This window comes from Stenotrophomonas sp. STEN225 (assembly GCF_056756445.1).
Window position 1 is genome coordinate 1 of sequence record NZ_JBRRBV010000004.1, and the last position, 14,743, is coordinate 14,743.

Annotated in this window: 14 protein-coding genes; 12 read left to right on the forward strand and 2 right to left on the reverse strand. The window is 67.2% G+C overall.

Translation table 11 applies throughout. The features are described from left to right. Window positions 1-214 precede the first annotated feature (214 nt). The 6 genes from rsmD (at window position 215) to ACVOJ1_RS05330 (ending at window position 5,028) form a co-directional block, all read left to right on the forward strand. A complete protein-coding gene (rsmD, locus tag ACVOJ1_RS05305; RefSeq protein WP_053517311.1) occupies window positions 215-793 on the forward strand; it encodes a 16S rRNA (guanine(966)-N(2))-methyltransferase RsmD in 579 nt (192 codons plus the stop codon). Window positions 794-819: 26 nt separating this feature from the next. After that, entirely contained in the window at window positions 820-1,329 is a 510-nt protein-coding gene (gene coaD / locus ACVOJ1_RS05310; protein ID WP_053517312.1) for a pantetheine-phosphate adenylyltransferase, read from the forward strand. 58 nt (window positions 1,330-1,387) lie between these two features. Then, window positions 1,388-1,879 (forward strand): hypothetical protein, encoded by a 492-nt coding sequence (locus ACVOJ1_RS05315; protein ID WP_053517314.1) that lies wholly within the window; start codon window positions 1,388-1,390, stop codon window positions 1,877-1,879. Window positions 1,880-2,011: 132 nt separating this feature from the next. Then, window positions 2,012-2,293: a YfhL family 4Fe-4S dicluster ferredoxin gene (locus ACVOJ1_RS05320; protein ID WP_053517316.1), complete on the forward strand. Its 282-nt coding sequence runs from the start codon at window positions 2,012-2,014 to the stop codon at window positions 2,291-2,293. After that, window positions 2,290-4,020 carry a gamma-glutamyltransferase gene (gene ggt, locus ACVOJ1_RS05325; RefSeq protein WP_346480105.1) on the forward strand — a complete coding sequence of 577 codons (1,731 nt, stop codon included), beginning with the start codon at window positions 2,290-2,292 and terminating at the stop codon, window positions 4,018-4,020. Before ACVOJ1_RS05320 ends, ggt begins: the two co-directional genes overlap by 4 nt. 120 nt (window positions 4,021-4,140) lie before the next feature. Next, window positions 4,141-5,028 carry an MBL fold metallo-hydrolase gene (locus ACVOJ1_RS05330; protein ID WP_053517318.1) on the forward strand — a complete coding sequence of 296 codons (888 nt, stop codon included), beginning with the start codon at window positions 4,141-4,143 and terminating at the stop codon, window positions 5,026-5,028. Window positions 5,029-5,080: 52 nt separating this feature from the next. Here the strand turns inward: ACVOJ1_RS05330 and upp are convergent, their stop codons facing one another. After that, window positions 5,081-5,713 (reverse strand): uracil phosphoribosyltransferase, encoded by a 633-nt coding sequence (gene upp / locus ACVOJ1_RS05335; RefSeq protein ID WP_053517320.1) that lies wholly within the window; start codon window positions 5,711-5,713, stop codon window positions 5,081-5,083. A 211-nt stretch (window positions 5,714-5,924) separates the two neighbouring features. Here upp and ACVOJ1_RS05340 point away from each other — a divergent pair, with 211 nt between their 5' ends. The 6 genes from ACVOJ1_RS05340 to ACVOJ1_RS05365 all read left to right on the forward strand — a co-directional run bounded on the left by ACVOJ1_RS05340 (window position 5,925) and on the right by ACVOJ1_RS05365 (window position 13,880). Then, window positions 5,925-8,438 (forward strand): TonB-dependent receptor, encoded by a 2,514-nt coding sequence (locus ACVOJ1_RS05340; protein WP_481558701.1) that lies wholly within the window; start codon window positions 5,925-5,927, stop codon window positions 8,436-8,438. Further along, window positions 8,438-9,550 (forward strand): NHL repeat-containing protein, encoded by a 1,113-nt coding sequence (locus tag ACVOJ1_RS05345; RefSeq protein WP_346480107.1) that lies wholly within the window; start codon window positions 8,438-8,440, stop codon window positions 9,548-9,550. The genes ACVOJ1_RS05340 and ACVOJ1_RS05345 overlap by 1 nt, the downstream gene beginning before the upstream one ends. Continuing rightward, entirely contained in the window at window positions 9,547-10,911 is a 1,365-nt protein-coding gene (locus ACVOJ1_RS05350) for a purple acid phosphatase family protein (protein ID WP_346475917.1), read from the forward strand. The genes ACVOJ1_RS05345 and ACVOJ1_RS05350 overlap by 4 nt, the downstream gene beginning before the upstream one ends. A 10-nt stretch (window positions 10,912-10,921) precedes the next feature. Further along, entirely contained in the window at window positions 10,922-11,542 is a 621-nt protein-coding gene (locus ACVOJ1_RS05355; protein ID WP_065174967.1) for an inorganic diphosphatase, read from the forward strand. Window positions 11,543-11,627: 85 nt separating this feature from the next. Next, window positions 11,628-13,043 (forward strand): cryptochrome/photolyase family protein, encoded by a 1,416-nt coding sequence (locus tag ACVOJ1_RS05360; RefSeq protein ID WP_053517325.1) that lies wholly within the window; start codon window positions 11,628-11,630, stop codon window positions 13,041-13,043. 141 nt (window positions 13,044-13,184) lie between these two features. Beyond that, window positions 13,185-13,880, forward strand: coding sequence for a YiaD family glycine zipper/OmpA-like lipoprotein (locus ACVOJ1_RS05365; RefSeq protein WP_053517326.1), 696 nt, complete (start codon window positions 13,185-13,187; stop codon window positions 13,878-13,880). 112 nt (window positions 13,881-13,992) lie between these two features. Here the strand turns inward: ACVOJ1_RS05365 and ACVOJ1_RS05370 are convergent, their stop codons facing one another. Beyond that, window positions 13,993-14,718: an SDR family oxidoreductase gene (locus ACVOJ1_RS05370; RefSeq protein WP_346480108.1), complete on the reverse strand. Its 726-nt coding sequence runs from the start codon at window positions 14,716-14,718 to the stop codon at window positions 13,993-13,995. Between the last annotated feature and the right edge of the window lie 25 nt (window positions 14,719-14,743).

Consider the following 14,743-nt stretch of genomic DNA (forward strand, 5'->3'; position numbering starts at 1 on the left):
CGGCATGGATGCCGCGGCCAAGCCCCCAGGGATGGGTTCACGGCGTCCCCCACAACCTGACCCACCCCGCCAACCCACAGGAAACCAGCCTTTGCCGTTGCTCCAGCCGTTGCTCCAGCCGTTGCTCTGGCTTCTGCGGGTGCCGGGCGCCGCCCGGCCGAACTACAATCCCGCTCATGCTGAAATTCTCGAACACCCTCCGCCGGTGGCGCCGATGAGCGGCCGTGGGGGCAATGACGGCCAGGTTCGCATCATCGGCGGGCGCTGGCGCAATACCCGCCTGCCGGTGCCGAATCTGCCGGGCCTGCGGCCCAGCAGTGACCGTGTGCGCGAGACCCTGTTCAACTGGCTGATGCCCCGACTGGCCGGGGCCCGCGTGCTGGACCTGTTTGCCGGCAGCGGCGCGCTGGGCCTGGAAGCCGTCTCGCGCGGTGCCGCTCACGCCACCCTGGTCGAGCGCGATGCCCAGCTCGGCCGCAATCTGTCGGCCGCCGTCGCCAAGCTGCAGGCCAGCGCGCAGATCACCGTGGTCCAGGCCGATGCCCTGCGCTGGCTGCAGGGCGCGCCCGCGCAGCAGGCGGATCTGGTGTTCATCGACCCGCCGTTCGCCGATGGCCTCTGGCAGGATGTGCTGGCCCAGCTGCCGCGCCATCTGGCAGCCGACGCCTGGCTCTACCTGGAGTCGCCGGCCGGTCACGTCCCGGTGCTGCCGCCGGACTGGCTGCTGCACCGCGAGGGCGGCACCCGTGAGGTGCGCTTTGCCCTGTACCGCCGCGCCGCTGCTACACTTTGACCTCATCTGAACATCTGCAACCGCCCATGACCGTGGCCAACCGCCGCATTGCCGTCTACCCCGGCACGTTCGATCCGATCACCAACGGTCATATCGACCTGGTGAACCGGGCCGCGCCGCTGTTTGAAAAGGTCGTGGTCGGCGTGGCGCAGAGCCCGTCCAAGGGGCCGACCCTGCCGCTGGAACTGCGCGTGCAACTGGCCCGGGATGCCCTGGGCCACCATGGCAACGTCGAGGTCTGCGGGTTCGATACCCTGCTGGCCCATTTCGTACGCTCCGTCCAGGGCGGTGTCCTGCTGCGCGGCCTGCGCGCGGTGTCGGACTTTGAATACGAGTTCCAGATGGCGAGCATGAACCGCCACCTGATCCCGGAAGTCGAGACCCTGTTCCTGACGCCGGCCGAGCAGCACAGCTTCATTTCGTCTTCGCTGGTCCGCGAGATCGCGCGCCTGGGCGGCGACGTGTCCGGCTTCGTGCCGGCCGCGGTGCTTGAAGCCCTGCGCAGGGTCCGCGAGGCGAAATCGACCCAGTCATAAGCCCCGCCGTACCCGCACCCCTTACGTACAACACCACGCACCATTCCGGGAGGAAACCATGAACACCACCATGCGCGCGATGCTGATCGCCTCGTTGGCCCTGGCCTTCACCGCCTGCAAGAAGGAAGAGGCCGCTCCGGTCGACGAAGCCAAGCAGGCGCTGGTCGCCCCGTCCAAGGACGACGACGCAGGCTGGAAGAAGTACCTGCAGGAAGTCGCCATCCAGAACATGGGCAACATCTCCAACAGCCCGTTCCTGTACTACCTCTCGCCGGAATCGGACCCGGACTTCCAGGCCAAGTACGAGCGCCAGACCGAGAGCGCGACCCAGGCCGTGGCCCGTGGCGTGCAGCCGGGCAACATGCTGGCCTTCGGTTCGTCGGCCTCGGGCAAGATGGCGGACATGATCCAGGCCGTGTTCAAGGACGTGTCGCCGGATTCGATGAAGGGCGTGCGCGTCGTCTTCATCGGCCAGTCGGCCGACAACGCCCGCGTGCAGGCGGCCGTGCAGCCGACCGGTGCCGAGTACATTTTCGTCGAAGCCAAGTAAGACCGAGCCGTGGCGGCCACGTTGCAACGTGGCCCGGGTGGCGCCTGTAGCGGGCGCCACCGATGACCTGACCGGCCCGCGCGCCCGCGCTGGCCGGTCCTTTGTCCCAAGGCGCGGGCGAGGAGTATCGCCATGTCGCTGAAAATCAATGAGCTCTGCGTCAACTGCGACGTCTGCGAGCCGGCCTGCCCGAACCAGGCCATTGCGATGGGTGAAACCATCTACGTGATCGACCCCGCCCGTTGTACCGAGTGCGTGGGCCATTTCGACGAGCCACAGTGCGTGGTCGTCTGCCCGGTCGAATGCATCGATCCGGACCCGGAGATCGTGGAAACGGAAGACCAGCTGCTGGCCAAACTGCGCCGGCTGCAGCACGATCATCCCGAACTCTACGCGGAGCCCCCATCCGAATGAAGACGCTGCTCGCCCGTCCCGTGTTGCTGCTCGGCCTGTTGCTGAGCCCGCTTGCCTGGGCCGATGCGCCGGCCCGTGCCGAACGTCCCGATGGCGCTGCCATTGCCAGCGGCCACGCGCTGGCCACCCAGGCCGGCGTCGACATCCTTGCGCAGGGAGGCAACGCGTTCGACGCCGCGGTGGCGGTGTCCTCGACGCTGGCGGTGGTCGAGCCGATCAGTTCCGGCCTGGGCGGTGGCGGCTTCTTCCTGCTGCATGATGCGGCCACCGGCAAGGACGTGATGCTGGATGCGCGCGAGACCGCGCCGGCTGCTGCCACGCCGCAGGCCTTCCTCGACGGGAAGGGCAACCTGGACCGCGACCGCTCGGTCAACGGCGCCTGGTCGGCGGGTATCCCCGGCCTGCCTGCGGCACTGGTGGAGCTTTCGGCCCGGCACGGCAGGCTGCCCCTGGCGGTTTCGCTGCAACCGGCCATCCGCATCGCCCGCGACGGCTTCCCGGTGTACGAGCGGATGGCCAAGGGCTATGCCTCGCGCCGCGAGGTGATGGAGCGCTACCCCGGGACCCGCGACGTGTACCTGCGCAACGGCAGGCCGATCGCCACCGGTGATGTGTTCCGGCAGCCGGAACTGGCGCAGACGCTGGAGCGGCTGGCGGCAGGTGGCTTCGATGGCTTCTACAAGGGCCAGACCGGCAAGCTGCTGCTGGCCGGAGTGAAGCAGGCCGGTGGCCGCTGGACCGCCGAGGAGCTGGCCGGCTACCGGGTGAAGCAGCGCGAGCCGATCGTCTTCGACTACAACGGCTGGAAGATCACCACGGCGCCGCCGCCGTCGTCCGGTGGCATCGCCCTGGCCAGCATGCTGCAGATCCTCGAAGGCTGGGACATCAAGCAGATGGATCCGGCGCACCGCGCCCATCTGGTAGTCGAATCGATGCGGCGCGCCTACCGCGACCGCACGTTCTTCCTGGGCGATCCGGACTTCGTGCAGATCCCGCAGAAAGTGCTGACCAGCAAGGATTACGCGCAGGGCCTGCGTGCCACCATCCATCCGGAGAAGGCCACGCCCAGCGACCTGCTGTCGGGCAATCCGACGCCGCTGGAGGACGACGAGACCACCCATTTCTCGATCATCGACCGTGATGGCAACCGCGTCGGCGCCACCCAGACCGTCAACCTGCTGTACGGCTCGGGCCTGATACCCAAGGGCACCGGTGTGCTGCTGAACAACGAGATGGATGATTTCGCGCTGAAGCCGGGCACGCCCAATGCGTTCGGCGTGATGGGCTACGAGGCCAACGCACCGAAGCCGGGCAAGCGCATGCTCAGCTCGATGACGCCGACCTTCATGGAGAACGCCGACAAGGTCGTGGTGCTGGGCACCCCCGGCGGCAGCCGCATCATCACCATGGTGCTGCTGGGCATCCTCGGTTACGACGCCGGCCTGGACGCGCAGCAGGTCGCCGCGCTGCCACGCTACCACCACCAGTGGCTGCCGGACCTGATCGAGGCCGAAGACAACGCGTTCGACGCGGCCACCGTGAAGCAGCTGCAGGCGATGGGCCACAAGATCGATCTGCCGGGGAATGTCGCCGCCGGTGGCCGCGGCTCCAGCCACGTCTGGGGCAATCTGCAGACGGTGGAATGGGATCGCAGGAGCAACCGGTTGTTCGGCGGCAGCGATCCGCGCAACCCGGTCGGCAGCGCCCAGGTGGTGCCCGGCAGGTAACGGCCGGGCTCGCCGGGTCCCATCCGGCCGACGGTGAGCCGCAGCGCCCTGCCCGCAATGGCAGGGCGCTGCAGTTTCGTTCTAGCGATTATTTAACGGCCTGCCGACGATAATCGGCGCATGAAACTCTGGTCGATTCGTGGTAACTCGCAGCGCCTCGACGGCGGTGCGATGTTCGGCAACGCACCCCGTGCGTTGTGGGAAAAATGGGCGGCACCGGATGAGCTGAACCGTATCGAGCTGGCATGCCGCGCGCTGTTGGCCAGCCCGCTGGAAGGCAAGACGGTCCTGTTTGAAACCGGCATCGGCGCGTTCTTCGATCCGCGCATGCGCGAGCGCTATGGCGTGCAGGAAAGCCAGCACGTGCTGATCGATTCGCTGCGTGAGGCAGGCTTCGAACACGAGGACATCGACGTGGTGGTCCTCAGCCACCTGCACTTCGACCACGCCGGCGGCCTGCTGGCAGCATGGAGCGAGGGGCGCGAGCCCGAACTGCTGTTTCCCAATGCCACCTATGTGGTCGGTGCACAGCACTGGCAGCGCGCACTTCAGCCGCACCCGCGCGACCGTGCCAGTTTCATCCCGGAGCTGCCCGGGCTGCTGCAGGCCAGTGGGCGCCTGGAAGTGGTCGACGGCGAGTTCTCCCGGGCGCTGGGGAGCAGCGTGCGTTTCAGCTACAGCGATGGTCATACGCCGGGGCTGATGCTGGCCGAGATCGTCGGCCATGGGCATGCAGGCGAGGTCGCGCGCGGTGGCGTGGTGTTCTGCGCTGACCTGATTCCGGGGCGCTCGTGGGTGCACGTGCCGATCACCATGGGATATGACCGCAATGCGGAACTGCTGATCGACGAGAAGCGGCAGTTCCTGGAGGACAAGCTGGCGCGCAACGTGCATCTGTTCTTTACCCACGACCCGCAGGTCGCACTGGCCCAGCTGGGTCGCGACGACAAGGGGCGTTTCGTGACCCTGCACGAGCAGGGTGAACTGAAGGCGCGCGCACTGGGGTGAGTGCCGGGGTCGGAGCCCTTTCTGCGAAAGGGATCTGACCCCGTCGCACCAGTCAGCCGACGCGGGTGCCGAAGATGCGGTCGCCCGCGTCGCCGAGGCCCGGCAGGATGTAGCCCTTTTCGTTGAGCTGGGCGTCGATTGCCGCCGTGTAGATCTCCACATCCGGATGCGCTGCCTTGACCGCGTCGATGCCCTCCGGAGCGGCGACCAGGAAAATGCCCTTGATGCGTCGCGCACCGGCCCGCTTGAGCATGTCGATGGTGGCGATCAGGGTGCCGCCCGTGGCCAGCATCGGGTCCAGGATCAACGCATCGCGCTCTTCCAGGCGCCCGGTGAGGCGCTCGAAGTAAGGCACCGGCTGCAGGGTTTCCTCATCGCGCTGCAGGCCGACCACACTCACGCGGGCGGCAGGGATCAGCGACAGTACGCCGCTGAGCATGCCCAGGCCGGCGCGCAGGATCGGCACCACGGTGATCTTGGCGCCAGCGATGCGCTGCACGGTCACCGGACCGGCCCAGCCGGGCAGGGTGTGCGGCTCGGTGTCCAGGTCAGCGGTGGCCTCATAGGCCAGCAGCGTGCCCAGCTCGTTGGCCAGTTCGCGGAAATCCTTGGTGCTGAGCGCGGCGTTGCGCATCAGGCCGATCTTGTGCTGCACCAGCGGGTGGCGCACTTCGACGATCTTCATGGTCGGAAAAGGGGGAAGGGAGAGGCGATCATTCTGCCGGATCGGGGTGCGGAACCCCAAACGGAGCGCAGCCAGCGGGCGCGGATCGAGGGCGTCTGTCATGGCCATGCAACCTTGCGGACATACCGTCCAGACCCATTCTTAACAGGAATGGGGATTCCCAGTGCATATCAAGACGCCGTTGGCCGTTGCCATCACGCTGACCCTGGCGATGGGGGCCAGCGCTCCGCTGCAGGCCGCCGCCCAGCAGACGGTCGCCGCCACGGGGGCAGCGGCGGTCGATGCGATCGACCTGGACCGCATCGAGGTGCGTGCGCAGCTCGAATCGCAGATCCGCGCGGTCGATCTGAAGCGCAGCAGCGACGCGATCGAAGACGCCGTGTCTTCCGACGCCCTTGGCCAGTATCCGGACAAGAACGTGGCCGAATCGCTGCAGCGTCTACCCGGCATCAGCGTCACCCGCGACCAGGGCGAAGGCCGTTTCGTGGTCATCCGGGGCCTGGACGCCAACCTCAACAGCGTCAGCGTCGATGGAATCGCCGTGGGTACGCCGGAGGACTCCAGCCGCGCTGCACCGCTGGATGTCATTCCCTCTGACTCCACCGAGCGGCTGCGCGTGGTCAAGTCGCCAACGCCGGACATGCCCGGCGACGCGATCGGCGGTGCGGTCCTGGTCGAATCGGCCTCGGCATTCGATCGCGACGGGCGCAGCCTGCGCGCCAAGATCGAAGGCAGCCACCAGCAGCTCTCGGGCGAAACCAGCCCGAAGGCCGCCTTCAACTACAGCGAAGTGTTCGCCGATACGTTCGGCATCGCGCTGGGCGTGAACTACCAGAGGCGCAGGTTTGAATCGGACAACACCGAAGTGGAGTACGACGGCGAGGATGATGCTGCACCGGGGGATGTCACCGCGATCAACCTGCAGCACCGCAAGTACGAGATCGAGCGCAAGCGCATCGGCGCAAACCTCAACCTGGACTGGCGCCCGAATGAAGACAGCAAGTACTACCTGCGCACGTTGTACAGCCAGTTCGACGATGCCGAGACCCGCCAGCGGGTGATCTTCAATTTCGACGATGCCGACATGGTGCGCACCGGCACCGACCAGTACCGGCTGGATGACATGCCGGGCGATGCGATCGACAAGCGCATGCGTTACCGCACCAAGAAGGAGAACACCTTCGCAGCCAGCCTCGGTGGCGAGAACCGGCTGACCAGCGCGGTGGTCGATTACCGTATCGGCTACACCCGCACCGAGGAGCGGGTGAACGACGAGATGGAGGCGCGGTTCACACTGGATGGTGATGACTTCAACGGCACCCTGGACCAGCGCAGCCGGCTGCCGACCTACAGTTTCGACAACCCGCAGTGGCTGGACAACGGCAACTACGCCTTCGACCGCTTCGTGCTTTCGCCCAAGCAGGTCAACGACAAGGAGCACAGCGCGCAGGTCAACGTACGCTTCGACGGCGACAGCAGCAGCCTGAAGTTCGGCCTGCTGGGCCGCTGGCGCGACCGCGATGTCAATACCGACGAGCGTGAGCTGCGGGTGGGCCCGAAGGTGGCACTGTCGAGCTGGACCACGTCGGCCCCCGAGCATCGCCATGGCAACCTGGGCGATGGCATGGATTCGGCGGCGATGCGGGCCTACTGGGCGGCCAATGGCAGCCAGTACAGCGCCCGGCCGCAGGATGCCGGCGCCAATGCCCTGGCATCGCTGGAAGAGGACTATGTGGCCAGCGAAGACATCTTCGCCAGCTATGCGATGGGGACCTGGGATATCGGCGCGCTGCGCATCATCGGCGGCGCACGCGTGGAGAACACCCGTTTCAGGGCGGTGGGCAACCAGGTCGAGGTGGCGGCCAACGGGCGCAGCTTCACCGTCAACCCGCGCGTGGCCAACAACAGCTACACCAATGTGCTGCCGGGCCTGCATCTGCGCTACGACGCAGCCGATGACTGGGTGCTGCGCGCCTCGGCCAACAAGACCGTCTCGCGCCCGTCCTTCGGCGACGTTTCGCCCCGTGTGGGCTACAGCCGCGGCGACGAGGAAGTGCGGCTGGGCAATCCCGAGCTGGATCCGTACGAGTCGAAGAACATCGACCTGTCGGTGGAAAAGTACATCGGCAGCACCGGCATCGTTTCGCTTGGCCTGTTCCACAAGTCCATCGACGGCTATATCGTGGAAACCGTGCGTACCAATGATCTGGACTACGACGGCTTCGACGTGACCCAGCCGATCAATGGCCGCAAGGCCACGGTACGCGGCGCCGAGTTCAACTGGCAGCAGCAGCTGGCCTTCCTGCCGGCAGGCTTCGACGGTCTTCTGGTCGGGGCCAGCGGCACCTGGCTGGATACCGAATTCGATGCCGGCATCGCGGACCGTGCCGGCGAGGACTTCACGCTGCCGCGTGCCTCCAAGCACGTGTACAGCGCGCATGTCGGCTACGAGAAATATGGCCTGAGCACCCGCCTGGCTGCGGTGTACCGCAGCGAGTATCTGGACAGCATCGGCAAGGGGCGTGCATTCGACATCTACGTGGCACCCAACACGCAGCTCGACTTCTCGCTGGATTATCGCTTCAGCCCGCGCGTCAGCCTGTACTTCGAGGCGCAGAACCTGCTGGACAAGCCGTTGGAGCTGTACCAGGGCACGCGCTCGCGCACGCTGCAGATGGAAGAATATGGCCGCACCTATGCGTTGGGCCTGAAGGTGGCGCTGTGATGGGGCGGCACGTTCCGGGGCTCGTGGCAGCGATCGCAACCGCGCTGGTCGTGGGCTGCACGCCAGCGGCCGACCGCGCGCCGGCAGCACACGCGGCGTCGCCGACGCCTTCGGCGCGCACGGTGGCCACCGTTGCCGAGGCGTTCGTGTCGCCACTCACGCCCGCCGACAACATCGATTCGCCTGCAAGCTGGCGCACGCCGGACGGGCAGATCTGGCTGATCGCCACCGCCAAGGCCACCGACAAACTGGTGGTGTATGACGGCAGCACCGGCCGTCACCTGCGCGACGTCGGTGCCACCGGTACCGGCCTGGGACAGTTCGATCGCCCCAATGGCATCGCCGTGACCGACGACCTGCTGTGGATCGTGGAACGCGACAATCACCGGGTCCAGGTCCTGTCCCTGCCGGACTTCATACCACTGGCGACGTTCGCTGCCGAAGATCTGCGCAAGCCCTATGGGCTGTGGGTCGATCGCAGGGCGGACGGCTACAGCGTCTACGTCACGGACTCCTGGGACAACGGCGAGGACGCACAGGGCCGCGACATCCTGCCGCCGCTGGCGGAACTGGACAAGCGCGTGCGCCAGTACCACGTTTCCCGCGACGGCGCGAAGATCGACGCGAAGCGCATCGCCGACATCGGCGACACCAGTGAGGCCGGTGCGCTGCGCGTGGTCGAATCGATCTGGGGCGATCCGGACAACGACCGTCTGCTGATTGCCGAAGAGGATGAGAGCTACGCCAGCGAGTTCAAGGTCTATACGCTGGCAGGCCGCTTCACCGGCACCACCTTCGGCCGTGACGTGTTCAAGGCGCAGGCCGAAGGGGTGACCCTGCGGACCTGCGGCAAGGACGGCTGGTGGATCACCACCGAGCAGGGCAAGCAGCGCAGCGTGTTCCATCTGTTCGATCGGCACACGCTGAAGCCGGTCGGTGCCTTCCAGGGCAATACCGTGGCCAACACCGATGGCATCTGGCTGATGCAGCAGCCCAGCACGCGTTTCCCGCACGGTGCGCTGTATGCGGTGCATGACGATCAGGGCGTGGTCGCCTTTGACTGGGAAAGCATTGCCAGGCAGCTGGCGCTGCCGCTGGAGTGTGGCGCATGAGGCGGCACAGCACGCGCGCGTTCGTCGCCAGCCTGCTGCTGGCCCTGCCTCTGCTGGTCACCGCGGCGGTCGAACCCAACACGCAGGTGCCTGCGGGCAGCCGCCACTATGCGGCATCGCCACTGCCGGATCGTATCGTTGCCTCGCCCTCGGCCGACCCCAGCCACGGATTCGCCGTGGCCTGGCGCACGGATGGCAGCGTACAGGCGCCACTGCTGGAGATCGCGCGTGCCGGCGATTCGCCGGCCATCGAAGGCATTCGCGCGCTGCGCGCGACCACGCGGGCGCTGCAGACCGAGAACGGCCTGTCGCACCATCACCGCGTTGACATCGATGGCCTGCAGCCGGATACCGCATACATCTACCGTGTGCAGGGCAGGGCAGGCTGGAGTGCATGGAACCAGCTGCGCACGCTGGCCACCGCCGGGCAGCCGCTGACGCTGCTGTACTTCGGCGATACCCAGAACAAGAATCTCAGTCACGTCAGCCGCGTGGTCCGGGCCGCGCAGAAGGCGGCACCGGACGCTCGCCTGAGCCTGTTCGCGGGTGACCTGGTCAGCGGCGGCGACGGTGTGGACGACAGTGAATGGGGCGAATGGTTCGCCGCCACCGGCTGGCTGGCGCAGGAAACACTGGTGGCGCCTGCCATCGGCAATCACGAGTATTTCGAGGAGTTCGAGGACACTCCGCAGGAACGCCGTGTGCTGGGCCGGCACTGGCCGGTGACCTTCGCACTGCCGGGCAATGGCGCCGCTGCCGCGCAGCAGACCAGCTACTGGTTCGATGCGCAGGGCGTGCGCGTGGCGGTGCTTGATGGAACCTCGGCACTCGATCTCGGCACCGCCCAGGCCCAGGCACACTGGCTGGACAAGGTGCTGTCCGGCAATCCGCAGCCGTGGACCATCGTAATGCTGCACCAGCCCTTCTACTCGCCGCGCGAAGGCCGCGAGAACGCCGCATTGCGTGACGTGCTGCTGCCGGTGGTGCGTCGTCACCAGGTGGATCTGGTGCTGCAGGGGCACGACCACACCTATGGCCGCCGTGGCGAAGGACAGTCCGCCACACCGCAGTACGTGGTGACCGTGGCGGGACCGAAGCAGTACCGTCTTTCCGATGAAGCCCGAAGGACGATGGCCCCGGTGGCCGAGGACACCCAGCTGTTCCAGGTGCTGCGCATCGATCCGCAGCGCCTGCGCTATGAGGCGCGCACGGTGACCGGGCAGCTGTACGATGCTTTCGAGCTGCACCGCGACGCCAGCGGGGGCAAGCAGCGCACGGAGCTGACCGAAGGCCGCATCACGCCACGCGACTGCCCGCGCGCGCAGACTGCCAAGGGTCGCGCCGACCGTTGCTGGGAATAAGGAGACGCCGATGACCATGCCCCGACGCATCGTTCCTCTTGCTGCCATCGGTGCCGCTCTGCTGTTGCTGGCCGGTGCGGTGGCCGCCGCTGATGCGGTGCTGCATCCGTTCCTGGCGGCCCAGCCGCAGCAGGCACCGCAGGAGGTGAACCTGGCCGTGGAAATTCCCGCTGGCAGCTTCACCAAGTATGAGATCAAGGACGACGGGCTGGTCCACGTCGACCGCTTCCAGTCGATGCCGGTGGCCTATCCGGCCAACTATGGTTCGATGCCGCGCACGCTGGCGGGCGACAACGATCCGTTGGACGCGCTGGTGCTGACCCGTGAACCCCTGCACCCCGGCGTGATCATCCGCTTCCGCCCGATCGGCTATCTGAAGATGATCGATGGCGGCGAACATGACGAGAAGGTCATCGGCGTGCCGACCGACAAGGTTGATCCGAGCTATGCAGGCGTCCGCGATCTGGCCGATCTGCCGGAGATCGAGCGGCAGCGCATCGAGGCGTTCTTCCGCGTGTACAAGGATCTGCCAGCTGGACGCAACCCGGTGCAGCTGCAGGGCTGGGGCAACGCGGCCGAGGCGCGTACGCTGATCCGCGAAGCCATGCAGCGTTTCGACGCCGGGAAGTAGTCCGGCTGCGGACGGCGTTGCACCCCTGCGCGGTCTTCACCTGTGCTGGCTATCATGGCCGCCTTCCACAGCAAAGGCGGTGCACGTGTCGGTAGCGTTGGTCTGGTTCCGTCGCGACCTGCGGCTGCAGGACAATCCGGCCCTGCAGGCCGCACTGGATGCGGGGCACGATGTGGTCCCTGTTTACATCCACGCGCCGCACGAAGAAGGCGAGTGGGCGCCGGGAGCGGCATCCAACGCGTGGCGTCATCGCTCGCTTGCCGCGCTGGATGCGGATCTGCGTGGCCGCGGTTCTTCCCTGGTGCTGCAGATCGGCGACAGCCTGCCGGTGCTGCAGGCACTGATCGCACGGACCGGTGCCACGGCGGTGTACTGGAACCGCAAGTACGAGCCCGCCACCCAGCCACGTGATGCCTCCATCAAGCGCACGCTGCGCGAGCAGGGCATCGATGCGCAGAGCTGCAACGGCAGTCTGCTGTTCGAGCCGTGGGATATCGCCACCCAGCAGGGGCAGCCGTACAAGGTGTTCACCCCCTACTGGCGCAACGTGCTCAGTCACTGGCGCCTGCCCGGGCTGCAGGCGGCGCCCTCGGCACTGGCAACGCATGCCGTCGAAGGCGAGTCGCTGCAGGCGCTCGGGCTGGCACCGGCGCTCGGCTGGGACGAGGGCTTCTGGGAGCACTGGCAGCCGGGAGAGGCCGGCGCGCTGGAGGCGCTTTCGGTGTTCGAGGACGGCGCGCTGCGAGGCTATCGCGCGCAGCGCGACCTGCCGGACCGGGTCGGCACCTCGCGGCTGTCACCGCACCTGCACTTCGGCGAGATCGCGCCCTGGCGCATCGCCCATGCGCTGGAAGGGCTGCGCAGCGCCGGTACCGACGCCGACATCGACGGCTACCTGCGGCAACTGGGCTGGCGTGACTTCGCCTACCACCTGCTGCATCACTTTCCAGAGACCCCCACCGGCAACCTCAACCCGCGCTTCGACCGCTTTCCGTGGGCCACGCCCAGCGCCGGCCAGCTGCAGGACTGGCAGCGCGGCAACACCGGCGTACCGATCGTGGATGCCGGCCTGCGCGAGCTGTGGCATACCGGGTACATGCACAACCGGGTGCGGATGATCGTCGCCAGCTACCTGTGCAAGCACCTGCGCGCGCACTGGCTGCATGGCGCACGCTGGTTCTGGGACACACTGGTCGATGCCGACCTGGCCAACAACACGATGGGCTGGCAGTGGGTGGCCGGTACCGGTGCGGATGCAGCGCCTTACTTCCGCGTGTTCAATCCGGTCACCCAGGCCGAAAAGTTCGATCCTCAGGCGCGCTACATCACCCGCTGGGTACCGGAACTGGCGGCGCTGCCGGTGAAGGCGCGCTTCGCGCCGTGGCAGCATCCGCAGTGGCTGGCCGAGCACGCGCCGGAGTATCCGCGCAGCCCTCTTGTGGATCTGGCCGCCGGCCGGGATGCAGCGCTCGCCGCCTACCGCCAGTCGGGAGCGGGGTAAAGCGCCGTCGCGGGGTTCCAGACAGCTAGCTGAACAAGGGCCTGTCTAGCGGCGTGTTCATCATCCCGGCATCGCGTCCTGCTGTTTATCCTCTGTGCGGCCCGCAAGCCGCCGGCCCGACCGGAAACCAAGGAGACCATCATGATCCGCAACACCACCCGCAATGTCGCACTGGCCCTGATGAGCGCGGCCGTCCTGTCGGCCTGCGCCACCGGCGGTTCCTACGTGCAGAGCGATCAGTACGGCAACCCGACCGAGCAGCAGAACCGGACCGGTCGCAACGCGCTGATCGGTACCGCCATTGGCGTGGCCGCCGGCCTGCTCAGCGGCGACAGTGCGACCGAGCGCCGCCAGCACGCGCTGATCGGTGCAGGCATCGGCGCACTCAGTGGCGCGGCCGTGGGCCAGTACCAGGATCGCCAGGAACGCGCGCTGCGCGAGCGCACTGCCAACACCGGCATCGATGTGCAGCGCCAGGGCGACAACATCATGCTGAACCTGCCCGACGGCATCACCTTCGATTTCGGCAAGTCGGCACTGAAGCCGCAGTTCTACGGCGCGCTCAACGGCGTGGCCGGTACCCTGCGTGATTACAACCAGACCATGATCGAAGTGGTCGGCCATACCGACAGCATCGGCAGCGATGCGGTCAACAACCGCCTGTCCAAGGAGCGCGCCGATTCGGTCGCCCAGTACCTGATCGGGCAGGGCGTGCAGAGCGTGCGTATCGAAACGCTGGGCGCCGGCAAGGCGTACCCGATCGCCGACAACAGCACCGATGCCGGCCGTGCCAAGAACCGCCGTGTTGAAATCCGCGTGATTCCGCTGCAGCAGTAACGCGCGGCGCGTGCGTGCAGGTCCGGCGCAGCCGGAACGGGAATGCCGCCCTTGCAGGCGGCATTTTCGTTGGGCGAGATGCGCGGCGCCTAGCGCAGGAACGGCGGCCGGGTCATGCTGCGGCCGTCGGCCGCACCACGATCTCGTTCACGTCCACGTCGTCGGGCTGCTCGATGGCGAACCGCACCGCGCGCCCGATCGCGTCCGGCTGCAGGGCGATGGCGCGATAGCCGACCATCATTTCGGCGGCGACCGGGTCGGTGATGCTGTCCGCAAGCTCGCTTTCCACCACGCCGGGGTGGATGCAGGTGACCCGCAGCTCGCGGTGTTCCTGGCGCAGGCCCTCCGAAATGGCGCGTACCGCGTGCTTGGTGGCGCAGTAGACCGCAGCGGTCGGTACGACCGACAGCGCGCCGATGGACGCGATGTTGATGATCTGTCCGCGGCCGCGTGCGCGCATATGGGGCAACACGGCTGCGATCCCGTGCAGTACACCGCGGATGTTGACGTCGATCATCCGGTCCCATTCGTCCACCTTCAGCGATGCCATCGGCGACAGGGGCATCACACCGGCATTGTTGACGATCACATCAAGGGCGCCGAATTCCTCCAGGGCTGACGCGGCGAACGCCTCGACCTGCGCGCGCTGCGTCACGTCCAGCGCATGCACGCGTACGTCGGCGCCGTGCTGGCGCAGTTCATCCGCCAGTGCCTGCAACCGTTCGAGGCGGCGCGCGCCCAGCACCAGTCGCGCACCCGGCTGCGCCAGCGAGCGGGCGACGCCGGCGCCGATGCCGCTGGAGGCACCGGTGATCAGGATGGTTCGGGAATGGCTCATGGCAGGTCTCCGGAAGGGCTAGGGG